The organism is Enterovibrio paralichthyis (assembly GCF_019209835.1).
Lineage (GTDB): Bacteria > Pseudomonadota > Gammaproteobacteria > Enterobacterales > Vibrionaceae > Enterovibrio > Enterovibrio paralichthyis.
In genome coordinates, this window is sequence record NZ_JAHUTS010000004.1 from 309,469 (window position 1) to 329,091 (window position 19,623).

At 45.2% G+C, this 19,623-nt stretch carries 13 protein-coding genes; 9 read left to right on the forward strand and 4 right to left on the reverse strand.

Annotated elements, in window-relative coordinates; all coding sequences use genetic code 11:
* Positions 1-3 precede the first annotated feature (3 nt).
* Positions 4-1,902, reverse strand: coding sequence for a type I-F CRISPR-associated protein Csy2 (locus KU854_RS07390; RefSeq protein ID WP_218357773.1), 1,899 nt, complete (start codon positions 1,900-1,902; stop codon positions 4-6).
* A gap of 2 nt (positions 1,903-1,904) precedes the next feature.
* The gene (locus KU854_RS07395) at positions 1,905-3,086 is read right to left on the reverse strand and encodes a TniQ family protein (RefSeq protein ID WP_218357774.1); all 1,182 of its coding nucleotides are present in this window, start codon (positions 3,084-3,086) and stop codon (positions 1,905-1,907) included.
* A 264-nt stretch (positions 3,087-3,350) separates the two neighbouring features.
* Between KU854_RS07395 and KU854_RS07400 the strand changes: the two genes are divergently transcribed.
* The 6 genes from KU854_RS07400 to KU854_RS07425 all read left to right on the forward strand — a co-directional run bounded on the left by KU854_RS07400 (position 3,351) and on the right by KU854_RS07425 (position 14,185).
* On the forward strand, positions 3,351-3,500 hold the full coding sequence (locus tag KU854_RS07400) for a hypothetical protein (protein ID WP_218357775.1): 150 nt from the start codon (positions 3,351-3,353) through the stop codon (positions 3,498-3,500).
* Positions 3,501-3,628: 128 nt separating this feature from the next.
* Entirely contained in the window at positions 3,629-4,444 is an 816-nt protein-coding gene (locus tag KU854_RS07405) for a hypothetical protein (RefSeq protein WP_218357776.1), read from the forward strand.
* A gap of 143 nt (positions 4,445-4,587) precedes the next feature.
* On the forward strand, positions 4,588-5,925 hold the full coding sequence (locus KU854_RS07410; protein ID WP_218357777.1) for a GIY-YIG nuclease family protein: 1,338 nt from the start codon (positions 4,588-4,590) through the stop codon (positions 5,923-5,925).
* Between the two features lie 253 nt (positions 5,926-6,178).
* Positions 6,179-9,799, forward strand: coding sequence for a YobI family P-loop NTPase (locus KU854_RS07415; RefSeq protein WP_218357778.1), 3,621 nt, complete (start codon positions 6,179-6,181; stop codon positions 9,797-9,799).
* A gap of 196 nt (positions 9,800-9,995) precedes the next feature.
* Positions 9,996-10,799: a hypothetical protein gene (locus KU854_RS07420; protein ID WP_218357779.1), complete on the forward strand. Its 804-nt coding sequence runs from the start codon at positions 9,996-9,998 to the stop codon at positions 10,797-10,799.
* A gap of 1,043 nt (positions 10,800-11,842) precedes the next feature.
* Positions 11,843-14,185 carry an exo-alpha-sialidase gene (locus KU854_RS07425; RefSeq protein ID WP_218357780.1) on the forward strand — a complete coding sequence of 781 codons (2,343 nt, stop codon included), beginning with the start codon at positions 11,843-11,845 and terminating at the stop codon, positions 14,183-14,185.
* A gap of 67 nt (positions 14,186-14,252) precedes the next feature.
* On the opposite strand, the gene KU854_RS07430 is transcribed toward KU854_RS07425, so the two are convergent.
* Together KU854_RS07430 and ppk2 are read right to left on the reverse strand one after the other, a co-directional pair.
* Positions 14,253-14,531: a hypothetical protein gene (locus KU854_RS07430; protein WP_218357781.1), complete on the reverse strand. Its 279-nt coding sequence runs from the start codon at positions 14,529-14,531 to the stop codon at positions 14,253-14,255.
* 40 nt (positions 14,532-14,571) lie between these two features.
* Positions 14,572-15,438: a polyphosphate kinase 2 gene (gene ppk2 / locus KU854_RS07435; protein WP_218357782.1), complete on the reverse strand. Its 867-nt coding sequence runs from the start codon at positions 15,436-15,438 to the stop codon at positions 14,572-14,574.
* 155 nt (positions 15,439-15,593) lie between these two features.
* Here ppk2 and KU854_RS07440 point away from each other — a divergent pair, with 155 nt between their 5' ends.
* From KU854_RS07440 to KU854_RS07450, 3 genes are all read left to right on the forward strand, one after another.
* Positions 15,594-16,481: a LysR family transcriptional regulator gene (locus KU854_RS07440; RefSeq protein ID WP_218357783.1), complete on the forward strand. Its 888-nt coding sequence runs from the start codon at positions 15,594-15,596 to the stop codon at positions 16,479-16,481.
* Positions 16,482-16,591: 110 nt separating this feature from the next.
* Positions 16,592-17,356 (forward strand): helix-turn-helix domain-containing protein, encoded by a 765-nt coding sequence (locus KU854_RS07445; protein WP_218357784.1) that lies wholly within the window; start codon positions 16,592-16,594, stop codon positions 17,354-17,356.
* Positions 17,357-17,477: 121 nt separating this feature from the next.
* On the forward strand, positions 17,478-19,577 hold the full coding sequence (locus KU854_RS07450) for a VIT and vWA domain-containing protein (protein WP_218357785.1): 2,100 nt from the start codon (positions 17,478-17,480) through the stop codon (positions 19,575-19,577).
* Positions 19,578-19,623 lie beyond the last annotated feature (46 nt).

A 19,623-nucleotide genomic window follows, 5' to 3' on the forward strand; every position in this document is an offset into this window, starting at 1 on the left:
TTCCTAGCTCCCCGTTTCTAATGTCAAAAAGCTATCGTTATGCACTAACTGCCAAAGTAAGGATTCGAGATTGGTTTTGTCGGTAAGTTGATTGAGCTTTACTAGCCCCAGAGTTGATTCACAAAACGCATGCGGGTATCCGCGGAGCAAATAGGGCTTGATACAGGGCTGTTCAAGAAGGTGATACCCAACACAGCTTACTGTCAGAGCGCGATCGTCGCTGAGAGCCTTGATAACATCGCTGGTGTCTTTGATTTCACAGTCTTGATGTGTGGAAAGCCAGCGACCATTTTCGGTGGGAACGGCAAAAACTGCTTCTCGAATTGATCTATACGATTTGATGTTACTGAAGTCACTGATACGTATACGTGCAGAGCCTCGAGCCAATCGTACAGGTATGAGATTTATGACCCTGTCAGTGTCGATTGAACGGAGAGTGTTGCAGTGCAATATCAGGCTAATTTCCAAGTCACTTTGCCAGTTGTCGTAAATCGCTGGTACAGCGATTTCCCCTTTTGCATTTTGATAGTGCTCTTTAGTCAATCCCCGACTTTCGGTATGGATCGTATGAACGCATATTGCAAAAGATTCAACGCTGAACTCCGGAATGGTTTCTTTTATATTTCTTTCGAACGCATGCACGAATCCAAAAAATGCCATCAGTGAAGGAATGCCAACGGTAATCGGTGTGCTTAACGCTGAGGCACCGCATATGCGGATGTTGGGTAGCAGCAAGTAGCGACCATTGTCATTGTCGCTTTGACCTGTTTCTTTGGGGGAAGAAGAATTAGTGCTTTTGAAAATGTTAATGAAAAGCTTGGTGAGTGTTGGATCATAAGCGAACTGACCACCGCTTTTTGTGCGCGAAAGGTCATCGTTAAAGAGTTCGGAAAGCTGCATCGCCGAGTGTTCCGCGGAATCTTGGTTCTCAAGCCAGAGCATCAACATCTCTTTGATTGCTTTTTTCACTGGAGCAAGACGTGATTGTAATTGGTTGATCGGCAACAGCCATTTCTCAGAAGAACGATACTCTGCAAGCGCTTTGATGGACTTTTTTGTTAACCATGCCTGTCGGGTTGTAAGAAAGTGATGTTTCCCAATGTGAGGTGATGGCTTAGAGCGAATCATACGAAATGCTCCACCGCAACTCATCGACAACACCCCCATATTGGTGGCTCTGTCATGGCTCGTGATAGCGGAGAACTTGAACTCACCCTCCAGTGCCTGATAACAATGGCTTTGTACAGATTGTGATGCGACCGGTGACAAGGATATGTAGCTACCTTTTCCATCAGGCAGCGAAATTTGGGGCAAGTAATTGGGCTCGAGTGATACCTCGATGATCAACGGAGGTATTTTCGACAGGCTTTTAATAACTGACTGGCGAGTTCTCTTCAAACAACCGAGTTTGAACAATGCGCTCCAAGCTGGATGATTTTCATCAGAAAGCAGTTTTGCCAGATACGTTTGCTCACCATCCCACAAGAACTCACTGGTCAAGAAAGCTGCTTTGTTGACATACTTTGAGTCGTTTGCGTATGCCCAATTAAGGGGAGCAAGTTTTGACGAGGACAAAAGGTAAGAGGGTAAATCACCAAGAGGTAAGGCACGAACAGTCCCTTTTGCACGGAAATCCGGAAATTTCACATTGTGGCTTTGCCTGAACTTCACCGTTGTTAGGCACAAGCTCCACCACTTTTCATCTCGAAGCTTCAATTTACAAAGCTCACGGTCGAGAAGGTTCTTTTGATCGGCAACTCTATCAGTTAGGTTCACAAGCACTGTGATCGCATCCAATGGCGAGTCTGATATCTCTATCGCATCACTTAATGGGCGAAATGCTCTTCTCAAAGCAACGTTCAAATCATCGGGTTTTGAGTTCAACAGCTCTTTGAACGTCATACCTACCACCTAGACGTATAAAAAGAACGGCTGAACGCATCAGTTTGGAACTCCGAGAGCCAGAGGCAATATACATCTCCCAGATAGAACAGATAATCAGAGTTGCTCATCGGAACATTGGGCTTTGTTCGCTTGTTTGGCTTTAGCTGTCGCTGGGCAACTAATGACGCGACCTGGTCTAGCGAACAGTTCAGAAACACGGCGACTTCGAATGCGTTCATTCTGAGGTTGGCAATCGACCCGCCTTTATCCCAAAGGTGTTCTTCAATGAACTGGAGCAAATCGCGCAGAGCCCAGTTGAACTTGAGGTTCCTCTCAGGCAGGCAGATGCTTGAGAAAAAGAGGTTGCCGAGAACATCCTTCAAGCGAAGTTCAGGTAAATCTACGGTGGCGTGTTCCAACCTGAACTCAATTTCTTCCTGAACCCTTTTATGCCATGCATCAGGCCAATCATTCCAAAACTGAACGAAAGTTTCTGCATTGAACGGAACATTAGAAATTTGAGTCCACCAATGAACCAACCCCCATCGATAGCTTTTTGGAAGATCAGGCAAAGGTGTAGATGTCTGCCCTGCAAGCCACTCGGAAACAGACAGGCTATGTTCGCAAACCTCTTGGGGAGCAGTTATTGGCTCACCACATTCGCCACAAGTTCCGCTTAGACCTGATAGACGGTAGTCATACTTTGTACCACAGCTATCACAGTGGTTCTGCAGCGCAATCTTATGCTTGTGGCATACCTGATAACCAGAAAAATGCCAGAGGTAGTTAGCGTATCCAAACTCACTTAAGCAGCAAGGGCATGCAGGAATTGGTGTTATTCGCAATAGAGAGCGAGGAATCACTTCACTACCACGTACTAAACCGTTCGTCGAAGGAGAGAACTTCATTGAGGTACGGTTAATGGGTAACTGAAGTATTTCAGTCTTTTCATTAAACGTCATCTGGCTTAGTTGGTGTAATGCGCTAGTTCTGCTCGAAGAGTTCTGCTGAGAGGAACACGGATTGATGCGGCAAATATCTGTTGGAAAAGTCTGGTAACGTCGTTGGTCAACGCTTAGTAAATAACGCTTCGTGGCGAGCAGGAATCTGTCCACCTTTTCATAGCCATTGCGATTAGCCACTCGGATAAAGAAGTTCTCGAGAGATTCGTCGCTGTGCGGGGAAGGTCTTTGCAAAAACACCCAATCAACATCCTTTATGATGCTTATAGTCCGTCATGAGCGGCGGAGATATCTATCAGAGTAGGTGGAGGTTTGGGGAGGTTTCTGTATGAGATTTAAGAAATTGGAGTCGATGAATCCTCGGAAATTTTACGCAAACATTCAAAACTATAGATGCTGATAAGGTACTGAAAGCATAAATCTCATATGATCAGCTAATCAGGGCTATTTAGTGCTCCTGAGAGGGTTAGTAAGTACCGGAAAACTTTGTGAAAGGATGACTAAATGACTAAGCCAGAAGAAAAGTGCCATGTCTGTGATGGAAAGGGTGTGACTAAACCTGAGGTCAAAACGCAAAAGGAGTGGGAGGCAGAAGGATATCCGTTCCAACCTATTGAGTGCCAACACTGCGGCGGTAGTGGTGTAGAACCTTAATAATGAGGCGGAATAATTGTTCCAATGCCGTATCGGAAATCAATGAATTTTTTTTCTTCAGACACGGAAGTTGAGCGTTGTGATAGGTATCTTTGGCTTGTTAGTTTGATTTTTAGGAAAACGAGAGAATGAATATTGATACTGCAGGGTATTGCAAAAGGTATATCGAACGCGAACTGGCTAGTCTGAAGGAAAACAAAATCTGGAACTCATGGCATCCAGTAATAGAGAGAGCCTTAGAGCGTCATGATGAAATGGCATCAATCTATCAGGAAATAATGGAAGTACCTGGATTTGAGGGAGACTTCTTAGTTCAGTTTGATAAACGCCATATTGGAAATTCAGCGTTACAACTTACGTTGGAGACTTTTTGGTATTCAAAAAAACAGTACGATAAGGAAGCTGTCGCAGAAAAGAGGGGGAATCAGAAAGAGTTGGCGATGCTTCACGAACGAATGCAAGAACATGCTTTAAATCTTGCCGCTGATATCCGGCTTTACAATGAAATTCTCGAACAGGGAGGCTATGAACATGAAAGTTATGTCTCGGTCGTTGAGTTGATCGATTTAGCCAGTGAAGGAAATGGTCATTATGACTTTTATCTCAAGGATGAACTAGAAAGCCTGAGATATCAGTTTGATGGCAAGTACTGGCCGAAAACTGTAGATTTGGTGCAGGCATTAGCAGAACACTATTCTTATGCTCCTATTCCAAGAAGCACTGAACTGCCCTCAGCTGTTATGGAGGGAAGACAGGCACGTATCAAAGACTATGTACTTGCAGTAGATCGAGACCTTCAGAGCAACCGCCAGATTCCATCCTTCAAATTAAGTCACTCCTCAATGGCAACTTTGGTAAATGTGGTTCTTGATATTCCAGTCGATGAAATGGTTTCGGGTGAGACTGTTCGCCAAATACGGCATCGTCATCAGAAATCAGGGTGATTGGCTGGATTGGCCGATATAAGGTAGTTATTCCTCTTGGAGTCATCCATTAAAAAGAAATAAAATGCTTAAAATAGATTGAGTTTGGTTATTAAAAATAGGTAAAGACTAGTACTCATGGCGCATTTCGGGAAGCTACACAGTTGAGTAAAAAGAAAGACACAAAGCAGTTTATAGCAGAAGCCAGATCTGTACACGGAGATAAATACAGCTACGAAAAGACTGTATATACCAATGCTAGATCAAAAGTCATTATCACCTGCCCAACTCATGGTGATTTTGAACAAATGGCATACTCCCACGTAGCCACGAAGTCTCGCAGAGGATGCCAGTTATGCGGGATTACAATCGTTACAAGCGGCACTAGGAGTAACCTCTCTACCTTCATTGAACGCGCTAGTTCATTGCATCATGGAGTTTATGACTATTCAAAGGTTGTTTACTCAAATAGCAAAAATCCCGTAACAATTATTTGTCCTATACATGGCGAGTTTCAGCAATCCCCAGAAGTTCATCTGCGTCCTGCAGGGTGCAACTCATGCAAAAGTTTGGTAGCAGGGCAGAAGCGTCGTGAAAAAGCAGGGAGTAAATTCATTATTAGAGCAAAGGAAGTGCATGGAGATAAGTACGACTATTCCCTAGCAAGCTATCAAACTGCAAAAACAAAAGTGACAATTGTATGTCCGTCGCACGGAGAGTTTCTTCAGGCTCCATCTTGCCACTTACAAGGCAAGGGGTGCGATAAATGTGCTTCGATTCTTAGAGGGAACAAACAGCGAAAATCCATAACTTCATTCATCGAAGACGCCATTTCAATACATGGTGGTGTTTATGGTTATACCAATGCGAGATATCTTGATGACCGAACCAAGCTAGAAATTATCTGTAAGAAGCACGGCTCCTTTTGGCAACGCCCCGGCGATCATTTAAGAGGACAGGGTTGCCCGACTTGCGGCAATGAGAGAATATCCAAAAATATGCTCAAAACCAAAGAGCAGTTTATTAAAGACGCGATTCGTAAACATGGCTCCAAGTACAGCTATGATCTCGTTGACTACAAAGGCGAAACCGAGCGAGTGACGATTATCTGTCCTGAGCATGGTGAGTTTCAACAGCTGGCTGGCGTTCATTTGTCAGGGAGTGGTTGCAGGAAGTGTGCTAATTGGGGGTTTCAATTAAACCAACCTGGTTACGTCTATATTTTGCGGTCCGATTGCGGTCAATATGTGAAAGTTGGCATTGCCAATACTTTGGAAGATAGGTTAAAGAGACTAAAGAAAGCCACCCCTTTTTCGTTCGACATCATTGAACTATTCAGAATGAGCGGAGAGGAAGCTGCTACCACCGAAAAGGAGTGGCATTCCCGATTAATCCGAGCACCTTTTTCGGGCTTTGATGGTTACACAGAGTGGTTTAAGTACGACCCCACATGGCTTCAAAATGTAAGGCTTTTGCGGCAGAAAAAAGGGGGAGGATATTAAACCGTCCTCATCTCTTTTAAAATGCCTCTTCGCTCTATATGTATGTTAAGAAAGGAAAAATGGTGTTATTGTGGTTCGAAGGGAGAGAGCTTGTGACATTAACCTTGAGGATGATGTGTTGGCTATCAGTTGAAACACATAATCCTCACCGTATTGCTTCGCAACCATATTAATGTCACGTAATGGACTGATAACACAAAGCATCTGTTTTCATCATTTTTCTGATTTTTATAAATCCAATAATCACATATATATGAATAAAATGATCACCTCATTTGTACGTTGGCTCATTAAAGGGCTAGATAGAACAGCGTCTTGGCTGGAACGAAAAGATAACGCTAGCGATATGCAATCGAAGTTTGTAGATCTGGCGCCAACAGATGAGGCAGATAAATCTGGCACCTATTCGGAAGCGTTACGGTTTGCGACGAACAATCCGAAGATTTCCAATATTGCTCTGACAGGGCCTTATGGCTCAGGAAAGAGCAGCATTATCCAATCCTTCCTGAAAACGTATCGACGCCCAGTTCTCCATATTTCACTTGCGACCTTCATTACCGAAGCCGACATCAGGGCAGAAGCAGTAGACCGACAGGAGATAGAGAGAAGTATTTTACAGCAGATGCTTTACGGAGCAGATGCAAACAAACTACCTTTATCTCGTTTCAAAAGAATTCAATCGCCTAATGTTTGGTCGATCTTTAAGTCTCTTTACATAATGTTTGGGATGTTCTCGCTTTGGTATGTGTTTCACCAGCGAGAAGATGTCATCAGTGGCACATATTTCACTCCCATAGCGTTAGAAAACTCAGTCAATCTTGGTTTCTTCGTGTTTGCAGCTATTTTCCTTTGGGCTGCTCTACATCACTTCTATGTCATGAGTTTTGGATTGTCACTCAAGGGTATTTCGCTAAAAGATGTCGAAATTAAACCTGCATCTGACGACGAATCATCGATATTGAATCGTCATTTAGATGAGATTGTCTATTTTTTCCAAGAAACCAGCTATGACCTTGTAATCATTGAGGATCTAGATCGATTCGAGAACGCTGATATTTTTGTTACATTGCGTGAGATTAATAATCTTGTGAACGCAAACGTAGGTGTGAAACGACATGTGCGGTTTTTATATGCACTGCGCGATGACATGTTTATGAACACCGAACGAACCAAGTTCTTCGAATTTATCATCCCCGTAATACCAATCATAAATACATCAAACTCAATTGATATGGTCTTGAAACAGGGAACAAGACTTGCGATTGAGGAAGGTTTTGATCGCCAGTTTCTTAGAGAGGTATCCCGTTATTTAAACGACCTACGTTTGATTCAAAACATCTTTAATGAATACAGCATTTATGTGGCTAATTTGGAAACAGATGGAGAGAATTTGCTCGATGCCAGCAAACTTCTTGCGGTTTTGATATACAAGAATGTTTATCCGCGGGATTTTGAAGAATTACATCGAGGTGAGGGAACTCTCGCTGCATTATTGAACCTCAAAGATGAACTAATAAGTCATGGAGAGAAAAAATTTAGAGCAGAGATAGTTGTACTCGAAAATCAGCTTGAGAGAGGAGAGCGTCAGACACCTTCTGATTTGAGGGAGCTGCGTCAGATTTACGCAATGGCACTTCTAGAGATGCTTTCTCCGAGGACAATACGCGTTGGTATTGAACACAATACGCCGGTGGAGATTCATTCTTTGGCTAACTGTGATTCATTCGAGCAACTCATTGAGGCACAACGAGTGATATGCTACTTTGCGAATAACTATACTCAATACCAAGACATTTCTGGACTCCAAAGTAAAGTAGATCCTCACAAAACCTATCTTCAGCGCAAGGAGGAGATAGAAAGTAAGTCTGAGGAAGGCAAAAAAGCTACGCTGCGAAAAATGCGCGATTTGAGACCAAAGATCGCAACACTTCGCACAGCTAAACTCAATGAATTGTTGCGCTTGAATGGTGATCGTTCTCTGGAGCTTTTTGAAAAGTTAGGGAGGAATGCGGAGCTAGCTCGTTTTCTGATTCTGGAAGGTCATTTGGATGATACGTACTACCAATACACATCACTTTTTCACTCTGGTCGAATGTCTCCAAGTGATAACAAGTTCCTTATCAAAATACGTGCATTCATTTCGCCCGAGCCTGATTTTCCGATTGATAACCCACACGAAGTTATTGCAGCCATGCGAGATGAGGACTTCGGGCAAAGTTACATTTTAAATACCTCACTTGTTGATAGTCTTCTGAGCGATGAAAGCCGATATCAAAGTCAATTAGATAAGCTTTTTGAGTACATAATGGCTGATTATACCAGCTGTGAAAGCTTCTTAATTGCTTATTACGATAGCGGGAGAGATGTTTCTAAGCTTCTTCAAGGCTTAGCGAAAGTCTGGAATCACCTAGTGCCCACTGTACTTTCCAGTACTAACAATCTCGTTCACGTTACTCAGCTCATTGAGGGATTAACAGAACACTCACTTGAATTATTATCAAGGGACTTCGAGGAACTCTCTGTATTTGTATCAGAGAATCTATCTGAGATTTTGATTAGTTCGCCTGTTATCGAACCAGAAAAGTTCACTAGCCTTAACTTCGAGGTCAAAGACTTTGAAGCAATTAAATCGCACCCTGACATTGTGAACACAATGTTTGAAGAGGGTCTTTTTGAACTTACATTTGCGAACTTAGAGTTCGCCTATCAAGAGATATTGGGAGGGACGGATCTCAGTTCATTACGAACAAGGAACTTCACGGCATTACGGTCGACGAATAGTAACGTCTTAATAGATCGAATTGAGAGTAGTTTTGACAATTACTTACGAAATATTCTGTTGGCTATTGAAACAAATACCGAGGAGGATACCTCCGCCATTTTGGACGTAATTCGCCGTGAAGAGATTGCCGCAGGCTCGCTCCAAGAGTTTCTTGAAAAGCAGACAACACAATTACCTACGTTAGCAGAAGTGCCCGAGAGTTTGCATACACTGCTCTTCAAGTTGACCATGATTGCACCGAGCTGGGAAAACTGCCTTACCTTCATGGAAAGTGGAGCCTTTGAGGCGCAGAGTTTGGCTGAGTATCTCGATCGAGACGTTGTTAGAGCCGCTATTCTGAAACGAGCGATCCCTAGTGATTGTGATTCGAAGTCGATACGTTCCTTTCTGGTTAACGAGAACTCATTTTCTGATATCAACTACAAAGAGTATGTGCGAGCGTTACCAAAGCCATTTACCCAATTTCCTGAAGGGATTGAGCCAACAAAACTTAAAATACTTATTCAGGAATCGAAGATCTTATTTTCTACTGATAGCTTAAATGCACTCCAAGACAGAGCGTTGCAAGTGCAGTTTGTGGCTAATAATGTCGATAAATTTTTGGAGCAACCAGAAGATTTTTCATTGGACGATGATATCTTGGAAGATCTGCTGCAATTGGAAATTTCTCAGCATAACAAGATAAAAGTCATCGAGTTGATGGACTTACACTCGGTAGTTGATGTTCCAGAACGTTTAGCACTCGTTGGGTCTATCATAGTTAACTCAGATGTGACTCTGCAAAATCTTGATGGAAGCGTTGCTAGTGCTCTAATAAAGCATTCCTCTCCGGTAGCAACACAAATTTCACTCTTTAATCAATATCACTCTAACTTGAGTGATATTGATGTGCGTGATGTCTTGTCCCATCTGCCCAAGCCCTATTCTGAAATAACTACCGGTTACTATTCGCCAAGATTAAAAGACACTCCTGAGAATCAAGCCTTGGTCACCTGGTTAGATTCGAGAAAAATCATTTCTTCATGGAAAAAGGACAATATCTTTGGAGACATAAAGGTGAACCTCTATCGGCGTCTGCAAAACTGCATGTAGGGCAAAGTGGAATTTGACAAGTTCCAACGATCAGATACCACCGTAGAGTATGAAAGCAGTACGAAGAAAGGCTCAAAAATGTCTATTGAGTTGCCGACTATACATACTTCCATACTCGATGCTCACCAAGTGTACTTGATTCTGGAGATTACATAGTTATACTTCAATTTCTTTTTTATCAATGAGCTACAATTAAATGACAACATACATCGTTGACGATAAATCAGCCGCATGCGATTCAATGTGGTCAGATCCGGATGGTGTACGGTGTGATGTTCCGATAAACAAGTACTTATACATTGATCAACCTATTGATGGCGTTGATTTACAGCCTTGCTTGATCTTATATAGTGGCGATTATGAGCAACTAGTTTTAAATCAATCTTTTAAGCTTGGGATGATAAATATCGATCAGTATACAGTTGCCGTCGACAATTATCGTAAGCTTGGTAGAGGCTCACTCAGTTACGTATCTGTGTCGTTGGATCAATGGACTCCTGACCGTTTTAACTGCCAAAGTGAACTGGGTGTTCTGTTTGACGGAAGTGGTGGGGGCATGGCTTTTACGCACTATCGAGATAACTACTGTGTTAAAAGAGCCGTTGAACATGCGATTGAGAATGACCCCAAGTCTGACCATGAAATTAATTATTTCTATAGGGCTTTGGCTGGAAGCTTAGTTTGTGAATCTTTTGCGCCACTTGATGTTGATATGTATAATGAGATTTATAAGCATACTGAGGAACTGCACCAAGCGTTGCAGTCTGGAGAAATGGGAGTAGGTATGAACAAGTTAAGATATGCTGGCTGCTCGACATCACCCGCTGTGGAAGCACAGTCATTCTCTACTAGCCATTTGTTAGACCAGCAAGTTAAAGAGTTGGCTAAGAATAAAAAGTTAAAGCAACAATTGTTGGAATCTAACGTCACACCTATCAAAACTAAGAAGATCACTCCAAAGAAGATGGACTCTTCAGCGTTTAGTTTTTCTATTGTTTAGACTGATAATATGAAGCCATGCTAAATGTGGCTTCATACGCAGTTACTCACTTCACGCATCCGGATATCCTTCCTTCTCAAGTTCGTAAAAGTTGACGTCTTATTGTTATAGGCTTAATTGCAAGGTAACAGTATATGGCAACCTATCGTTACTCTTCCATAATGCGTTGAATATATGGGATATTTATCTTTTGTGGTTGTAACAACTAAAACGCCACCTTCGGGTGGCGTTTTTATGCACGACACTGTTCTTGGCGTGCAGCCTTCTGGTCGTAGGGCGTGTGCTGTTGGGTAAGTGCCTACTCGTATCAGATTCTACTACTGTTACTTCCAGAAGTGTCTGAAACTTTCTTTCAAGGGAAAAACTGCGAAAGCTGCAGTGTCACGAAAATCTCAACATATGGTTGTTTTTGGCTAATTCAACTTATGGTTGTATTTGTCGTAAGGCTATGAAATTAATGGTTATTTATGTTTACAACTTATGGTTGTATCAACACGCCGATAATTCAACCATAAAGTAACAATACCTCTATAACCAACTGAATTTTATTAATATTCTTGTTTGGTAAAGAGGTATTTTTTTATCTATTCCTGACTGACCCCAAAATTTCCTCATTGCCTTCTTTTCATATTGCTGTTCCCGGTAACAAATAGTTCGTTCGAATTTCCCGACCCGACAAGCCATCGTTTTTCCCATCGCTGCTTTCAAATTGCTCTGACACTAAAACGCACTTTCCCCGCTGCAATGAGGTTAGTTGCACATATTTTGAATGGGTGTCAGGTAATCGAGATGAAAGGGCTTTGATTATTGATAAAAATTATTTTTACATTACATTAATAAAAAGAAATTATTTTCAATATAGTCAACATCTCGATTCCTCAGCTTTTTGTATCACTTGAGGAGTGCTTAAAAATGCCCACAGCGGTAGGTGGGGAAAAGCCCATCAAACAATATGGGCAAATTGGTGGCAAAGACCATGATTTCGTCTGTAGGAGATGCAGTGAATGACTTGTTGATGCCGCACTCTACTAAAGGGAGAAAACATGAAATTCAGGAAAACAAAGCTCATGTCATTGATGGTGGCGGCCTGGTGTAGTTCATCACTGGTCAATGCTGAGCTTTTTGAATTTATAGCAACGTCAGACCCTCAAAAGGATCAGCCCTCTGAGCAAGGGTGGGTTGATGACCACAGTGCAAGCGGCAGTGGCAGTTTATCGACCAGTGAAGGCTTTCCGGCTTGGATAGCTCAAGGCGTGAATGGGCGGGCGCAGTGGAAATCGACACTGTCAGCCGACCAGAACAGTCGCGCTTCCAGCTATGGGTGGCGCTTAACGACTGACATGAAAATGATCAGTGGTGGCTATATCACCAACTACTATGCCAACGGTACAAACCGTGTTTTGCCCATACTCTCACTGGATAGCAATGGGGATTTGGGCGTCCAGTTTGAAGGGCAGAGTGGACGCACCATTCTTGCAACAGGGGATGCCGCCACCGCTTACCATAAATATGAAGTTGTTTATCACCCGGGTGATACGCCCACGGCCAGTTTCTACTTTGATGGCAAACTGATTAAGGATCAGATCACGCCACGTGCTACCTCACAAAACATGATTGTTTGGGGCAATGGCTCCTCGCATACTAATGGTGTCGCAGCCTATCGAGATGTGCAGTTTGAAGTGCAGGGTGATGTCATTTTCTTTGGCCCAGACAGAATTCCGTCCGTCGTTGCGAGTACGGTGACGCCGGGGGTTGTTACTGCTTTTGCGGAAAAACGTGTCGGTGGTGGAGACCCTGGCTCAACAAATAACACCAACGACATTCTCACCAGGGTATCAAAAGACGGAGGTGTTACCTGGAATGCGGAATTAAACCTCACAGAGCAGATTAATGTGAGCGATGAGTTTGATTTTTCTGACCCGCGTCCGGTCTACGACCCGTCAACAGACAGTGTATTGGTATCTTATGTCCGATGGCCAACGGGGGCGGCGCAAAATGGAGATGCGATCAGATCTTGGATGCCAAGCGGTGTGTTTTACAGTACCTATGACATTGCGTCTGAGAACTGGCAGGCACCTGTCGAGATTACCAATCAGGTAAAAGAGCGAAGCTTCCAGATTGCGGGTTGGAGCGGGGCTGAAACCTATCGACGCAGCGCCAATCTGGACAGCACAAAGGATTGGCAACTGGACACGACACTAAGGATCTACAACGGCGGTTCAAACCGGGTTCAGGTGTCAGATGGAGGTCGTTTGTTTTCCATGACACTGAGCATCAATGCGGCAGGCGACCTGATTGCAGAGCTCAATGGTGACACCACGCCTGTTACGATAGCGGCTCACGGTGATGACGCCCATGGATTCCATCAATATCAGTGGCAGTATGATGCGGTAGGTAAAGTGGTTTCCCTTTGGGTTGACAGCGTACAGATTGCCTCCTGGCAAGGGGAAGCGTCATCAAGTAACCAAATTGAGTTCGGGAATGCCGACACGGCCATTGATGGACGAATTCACGTGCAGGATCTGACGCTGACCCAGCAAGGGCAATCCCTAGTCAGCTTTGATGCTTACAATTTGGCCCAGCAAAACCCTGCTACGACAGAGACAGATCTGCAAAGACTGGGTTGGACTAAGGTGAAATCCGGCAACACGATGAGTTTTTATGGAAACTCCAGTGTTAATCCGGGGCCTGGTCACGGTATCCGTTTGTCCCACCAGCAAAATATTCTCGGTAACCACAACGGCCGCTTGATTTATCCGGCGATTACGCTAGACCGCTACTTCCTCAACGTGATGTCTGTCTATAGCGATGATGGTGGCTTGAATTGGCATACAGGGGCAAACCTCCCACTGCCGTATCGTTGGAAAACCAGTACCTCACTTGAAACGCTTGAGCCAAGCGAGTCTGACTTGGTTGAGCTGGACAATGGAAACCTGTTGCTGACGGCGCGCCTTGATTTTAACAATGTTGTCGATGGCGTGAACTACACCCGACGTCAGCAGTTTTTGAGTGAAGATGGCGGGGAAACCTGGAAGCTGCTTGCAGGCAACAATGCCAGCGTATTCAGCAATATGAGTGCGGGAGCAGTGGATGCTTCAATCACCCGGTTCAGGGAAGCGGACGGTACGGGTTATCTACTCTTCACCAACCCTCAAGGTGAGCCTGCAGGTGCAAACGCCAGACAAGATCTGGGGCTTTGGTTTAGCTTTGATGAAGGACAGAGCTGGAAAGGTCCTATCCAGTTGGTGGAAGGTGCTTCATCTTATTCCGATATTTATCAGTTAGATGATGAAACGGCCATTGTGATTTTGGAAACGAATAGCTCGAACATGCGGATCCTCCGTGTTCCGGTAACCTTGTTAAAACAAAAAGCACTGGCGCTCTGAGTATGCTGACTTTGAATCGCTGATAAAAAGCCAGATCCGGTTGGATCTGGCTTTTGCCGTTCTGGTGCTAAGACTTCTTTTTCTTTTTGCTCATTTTCTTCGCTTTTTTGATCGCGCTTTTCTTTGATGCTTTCTTCTTTGCCACTTCCAGGGATTGCGCTTCTTTTAGCTTTTTCCTTGCTTCTTTCAGTTTCTTGCCTGCCCGTTTCTCACTTTCTTCTGCGTCTCTGACCGCTTCCGTCGCGCGCTTCAGTTGCTCTTTCGCGGTTGTAGCAAGGTCTGACGCGGACTTGGCTTCTTCGTAACGCTGTTGCACTTTGAGCTGCAATTTTGCGATGTTTCCCATACTCCCTCCCTGGGTTATTCAGTGGTGTACCTTTGGCTCACTAAGGGTTTTTCACCACCAAGGTGTCGACAGAATCTACAACTTCATGATCTTTCCCGGGGTAATCAAGCTGGCTCAGGAAATGGCGCATACAATTGAGGCGGCCACGCTTTTTATCGTCAGACAGAATCACAGTCCAGGGCGCATCCTTGGTGTGGGTATGGAACATCATAGTATTTTTGGCTTTGGTGTAGTCGTCCCATTTTGACAACGATGCGAGATCGACCGGGCTCAACTTCCACTGTTTGAGGGGATCGGTCTGGCGTGATTTGAAGCGGCGGAATTGCTCTTCGCGGCTGACAGAAAACCAGTATTTGAACAGCTTGATACCGCTGTTTGTCCACATACGTTCAAGCTCTGGTGCCTGACGCAGAAATTCCAGGTATTCGTTGTCATCGCAAAATCCCATGACCTTTTCCACTCCGGCGCGGTTATACCAGGAGCGGTCAAAAAGGATGATTTCGCCTTTGGTGGGCAGGTGTTCAATGTAACGCTGGAAATACCACTGATTGCGCTCTCTGGCCGTCGGCTTTTCCAGAGCGATCACGTGGGCACCACGGGGGTTGAGATGTTCCATAAAGCGCTTGATGGTTCCGCCTTTACCTGCAGCATCACGCCCTTCAAAAACAATCATGATGCGTTGGTTGGTTTCTTTCACCCAGCCCTGCATCTTGAGCAGTTCTATCTGTAATTCGTGTTTGTGCTTTTCGTAGTCGACAACGTTGATTTTCTTCGTGTAGGGATACTTTCCATCCGCATTCCATGCCAGTTGTTTGGATTTTTTGTTGAGGTCGAAATTGAGCGATGGAGCGTTGTTGTTTGCTTTTTTTGATGCACTTCCAGTGCCGATCTGAATGGCCTGACTCATCGCGATTCCCTCCTTGTTCCTATCAGGGCTTGCGATTGCAATCATCCTGATTTTCTAACTATTGAGAATGTTATTAATAGGTTTAATTATGCAATAGTCAGGGATGTAACTTAAATGTTATTAAATTATGAGTTCAATAACGAAAAGCTATTCATATGAATCTGACACAGCTGAAACTGTTCAACGAACTGGCGAGAGAACTGAGCTTTGTTAAGGTTGCCAAACTTAACCACATCAGCCAACCCGCTGTGAGCGTGCATATCAAAAAACTGGAACATGCGCTCGGACAACAGTTGTTATCCCGCACTTCCCAGACCACCCAGCTCACACCGGAAGGGGTTCTAATTCTGGAGGATGTGAAAGAAATTCTCCGGCTGTGTGAAAACATCAAAGTTCGCTCCAATTTCCATCAGGGCATCATGGAGGGGCATGTTCGTGTAGCGGCCATTCACAGCGTTGGCATGTATGAAATCGGCGACTTTCTGGCGTCGTTTATGAAAGCCTTTCCCAATATCCGGGTGCATTTGGAGTATCGTCACAGCGAGGAAATTTACGAACATATCCAAAAAGAGAAAATAGACGTGGGCATTGTTGCTTATCCGCAAAAAAGACCCACGATTGAAGCCTTGCCATTTTCCGAAGACCAGCTGGTGTTGATCACGGGACCCCGACACCGTCTTGCCCACAAAAAATCCATCTCACTGTCCTATATCGAGGATGAGCCTTTCATTGCTTTTGGAGAGGGGATCCCGACCCGTGTCGCGATTGACGCTTTGCTGGATCAACATGGTGTTGAAGTGGACATCCGCATGACTCACAACAATATCTATACACTCAAAAAAGCCGTTGAGGCTGAAGTCGGGATCGCCATTGTTCCTGCCGCCACCGTGAGCGAGGAAGTTGAGCGAGGGACACTCAAGCGCATCAAACTTAATTGTGATGGTACGAAACGCCCGATTTCGGTTATCCGGCATGCCAGAAGAAAAGGAAGTGCACCGGTAAACTTGTTCATTGAGCGGTTGTTGGCTTTCTCCCGCACCTAGAAAATATCCTAGGAATCAACCGTAAAGCGCGATGACTCGCATTCGGTGAGTTCGTCTTGGCATTTGCTTCGATTGCGCTTAACGTTAGGTGGGCAATCAAGGAGAGAGTAATGTCAGAGTGTGATCAGGTAATTCAGGCGCTGAAAAAGCAGCTGAAGGCGCGGGGTGTGAACTATCAGGATGTGGCGAAAGCACTCGACCTGAGTGAAGGCTCAGTAAAGCGGCTTTTGGCCAATGGCGGGAGCATGAGCCTGGAGCGGCTTTCGGCGGTATGTGGCCTGATAGATCTGGAAATGACGGCACTGTTCAAACTGGCAGAAGAAGAAAGCCAGAGCCTCTCTTCTCTGACCTGGGAGCAGGAAGAACAGCTTGTTGCAGACAGAGCATTACTGCTGGTGGCAGTCTGCATTACCAACGGATATCGATTTGAACAAATCCTGGGACAATATAACCTCACTGAACATCAACTTATCCAAAAGCTTGCCCATCTTGATCGCATCAAAGTGATCGAATTGATGCCTGAGAACCGGATCAAACTGAAGATTTCGCCTTCGTTCTCCTGGATCGCCGGAGGTCCTATCCAGCAGTTTTTCCAGCAGCAGGTGATCAAAACCTTCTTTCGTACTCACTTCTCTAAAGATGATGAGAAGCTGGTGATGTCAACCGGACTCATGTCGTTGCCGACCAACTACAAATTCCAGCAGCGTATCCAGCGGTTGGTGAAAGAGTTTTATGAGTCGTGCAACAGTGACAGCGACTTGGCGATGCAGGAACGTCACGGCACTTCTATGGTCATTGCGCTGCGCCGATGGACATTCCCACTGTTTGACGATTACGAATCCGGGGATGAGTCACCCAAAAGTCACGCTGTATAGCACCGTCAGTATCATCATTTGCCACTTTGCTTGATGGGCTTTGTGGCAACTAAGCCTTGGGGCAACCTACTGAGCAACGGGAGAAACACTTCTCCAAATTCAGAAGGTAAAGGAGGCAATGATGCTGAACCGACCGAAATTGATTTCACCATTCGCCATCTGGGGCGCGCTGTTGATCACCCTGATTATTGCAGCATTTTCACCAAAAGCGTTGGCGGCAGGTTTGTTAAAGCCTGTGAACAGCCAGTACAGCGATCTTCAAATTCAATCCCATCACGTCGATGTCGCGATTCAGGACGGTTATGCGACAACCTCTATTGAGCAAACGTTTTACAACCCCAACGATGTTGAACTGGAAGCCTTGTACTCTTTCCCTGTTCCGCAAAATGCCGTGGTTGGGGAGTTTATCTATTGGATAAACGGTTCTCCCGTCATCGCAGAAGCGGTGTCCAAGGAGAAAGCGCGCAAGATCTATGACGACCAGAAAGCGCAGGGCAATGCCACTGCACTCACAGAAAAAGACGAATACAAAACCTTTGATATGCGGGTGTTCCCTGTCCAGCCGCAGCAAAGTGTGAAAGTGAAGCTGGTTTATATGCAGGATGCGCTGCTGGATCATGGGATTGGCCGCTACGTCTATCCACTGGAAGAGGGTGGCGTGGACGAAGCGAAAACCAGCTTCTGGACACGCAATGATGCCGTGGAGCAGGACTTTTCCTTTAACGTGACGTTGCGTTCATCGTATCCGGTAGATGGCGTGAGGCTGCCGGCGCACCCTTCAGCGGTGATTGCGCAGGAAGTTGATGGCGAAAATACAACCTGGAAGGCAACGGTAAGCAATAACACAGCCGCTGCACTTGGAGAAGGCGGGGCATCACAATCCCAAGCAGCCATGCGTTTAGATCAGGATGTGGTTTTCTACTGGCGTTTGCAGGATGGATTGCCGGGGCGTGTCGATATGGTGGCATACCGTGACCCGGAAGTGTCAAAGCGCGGTACCGTAAAACTTACGTTCACACCGGGTGATGACCTGATCCCTGTTACTCAGGGGCGTGACTGGGTATTCGTACTGGATAAATCTGGCTCCATGTCCGGGAAATATTCAACGCTGGTGGAAGGTGTACGTCAGGGGTTGGGTAAACTGCCCGAGCAGGATCGCTTTCGCATCGTAATGTTTGATAACAGCACCTATGACCTGACCGGAGGCTTTATTGCAGTCAATCAGGCAAATATCGATAAGGCATTGCAGGCCGTAGAACAGGTTGAACCCAGCAATGGCACCAACTTGTATGAAGGTATGGAAGCAGCACTTCGTAAACTGGATGACGATCGCCCAACCGGTGTTGTTCTGGTGACTGATGGTGTCGCCAATGTAGGTGTTACCGAAAAGCGCCACTTCTTTGCACTGATGGAAAAGTACGATGTGCGTTTGTTCACCTTCATTATGGGTAACAGTGCCAACACGCCACTTCTGGTGCCAATGACCAAGTTATCCAACGGTGTGGCGACATCTGTGTCCAATGCAGATGACATCATTGGTCATTTGATGAACATCACCAGCAAACTGACTCATCAGGCGTACCGCAATATTCAGCTCGATATAGATGGGGTAAAAATCAAAGACCTGACACCTGAGCAAATCAGTAGCCTGTACCGAGGTGAACAGCTGACTGTCTTTGGTCACTATTTCAAAGGTGGTGAGGCGCAGGTGACCCTGACCATGGATATTGCTGGTGAGTCCCGCGAATACCGCACGAAAGTGATGTTGCCGGACGTGGCCTCTTCGCATCCGGAACTTGAAAGAATGTGGGCGTTCTCTGCCATTCGCGACCTGCAGGCACAAATGGATTACCTTGAGCAAAAAGACAGCGACAAAGAACAGGCCATCGAAGATATCGCGTTAGAGTATGGGCTGTTGACGGATTACACCTCGCTGCTGGTGGTTGAAGAGGAGGTTTTCCAGCAATTGGGTCTGGAGCGTAAGAACCAAGCGCGTGTACTGAAAGAGCAAACTGCCCGTGAAGTGAAAAACAACCAACCAGTGAAACCGACACGTGCTGACAGTAACCAGCCTATGTTTACCCAACCGGCACCGACACATTCAGGTGGAGGAAGTGGTGGCGGCAGCATGAATATCTTTGTCCTGCTGGCGATAACCCTGTTGGGCGCAGGGCGGGTAGCCTTAGGTCAAAAACAAAAGCGCCAAAATCAAAAGCACTAAAATCCGGCGAATAAAAAAAGAGGCTACATGGTGCAGCCTCTTTTCA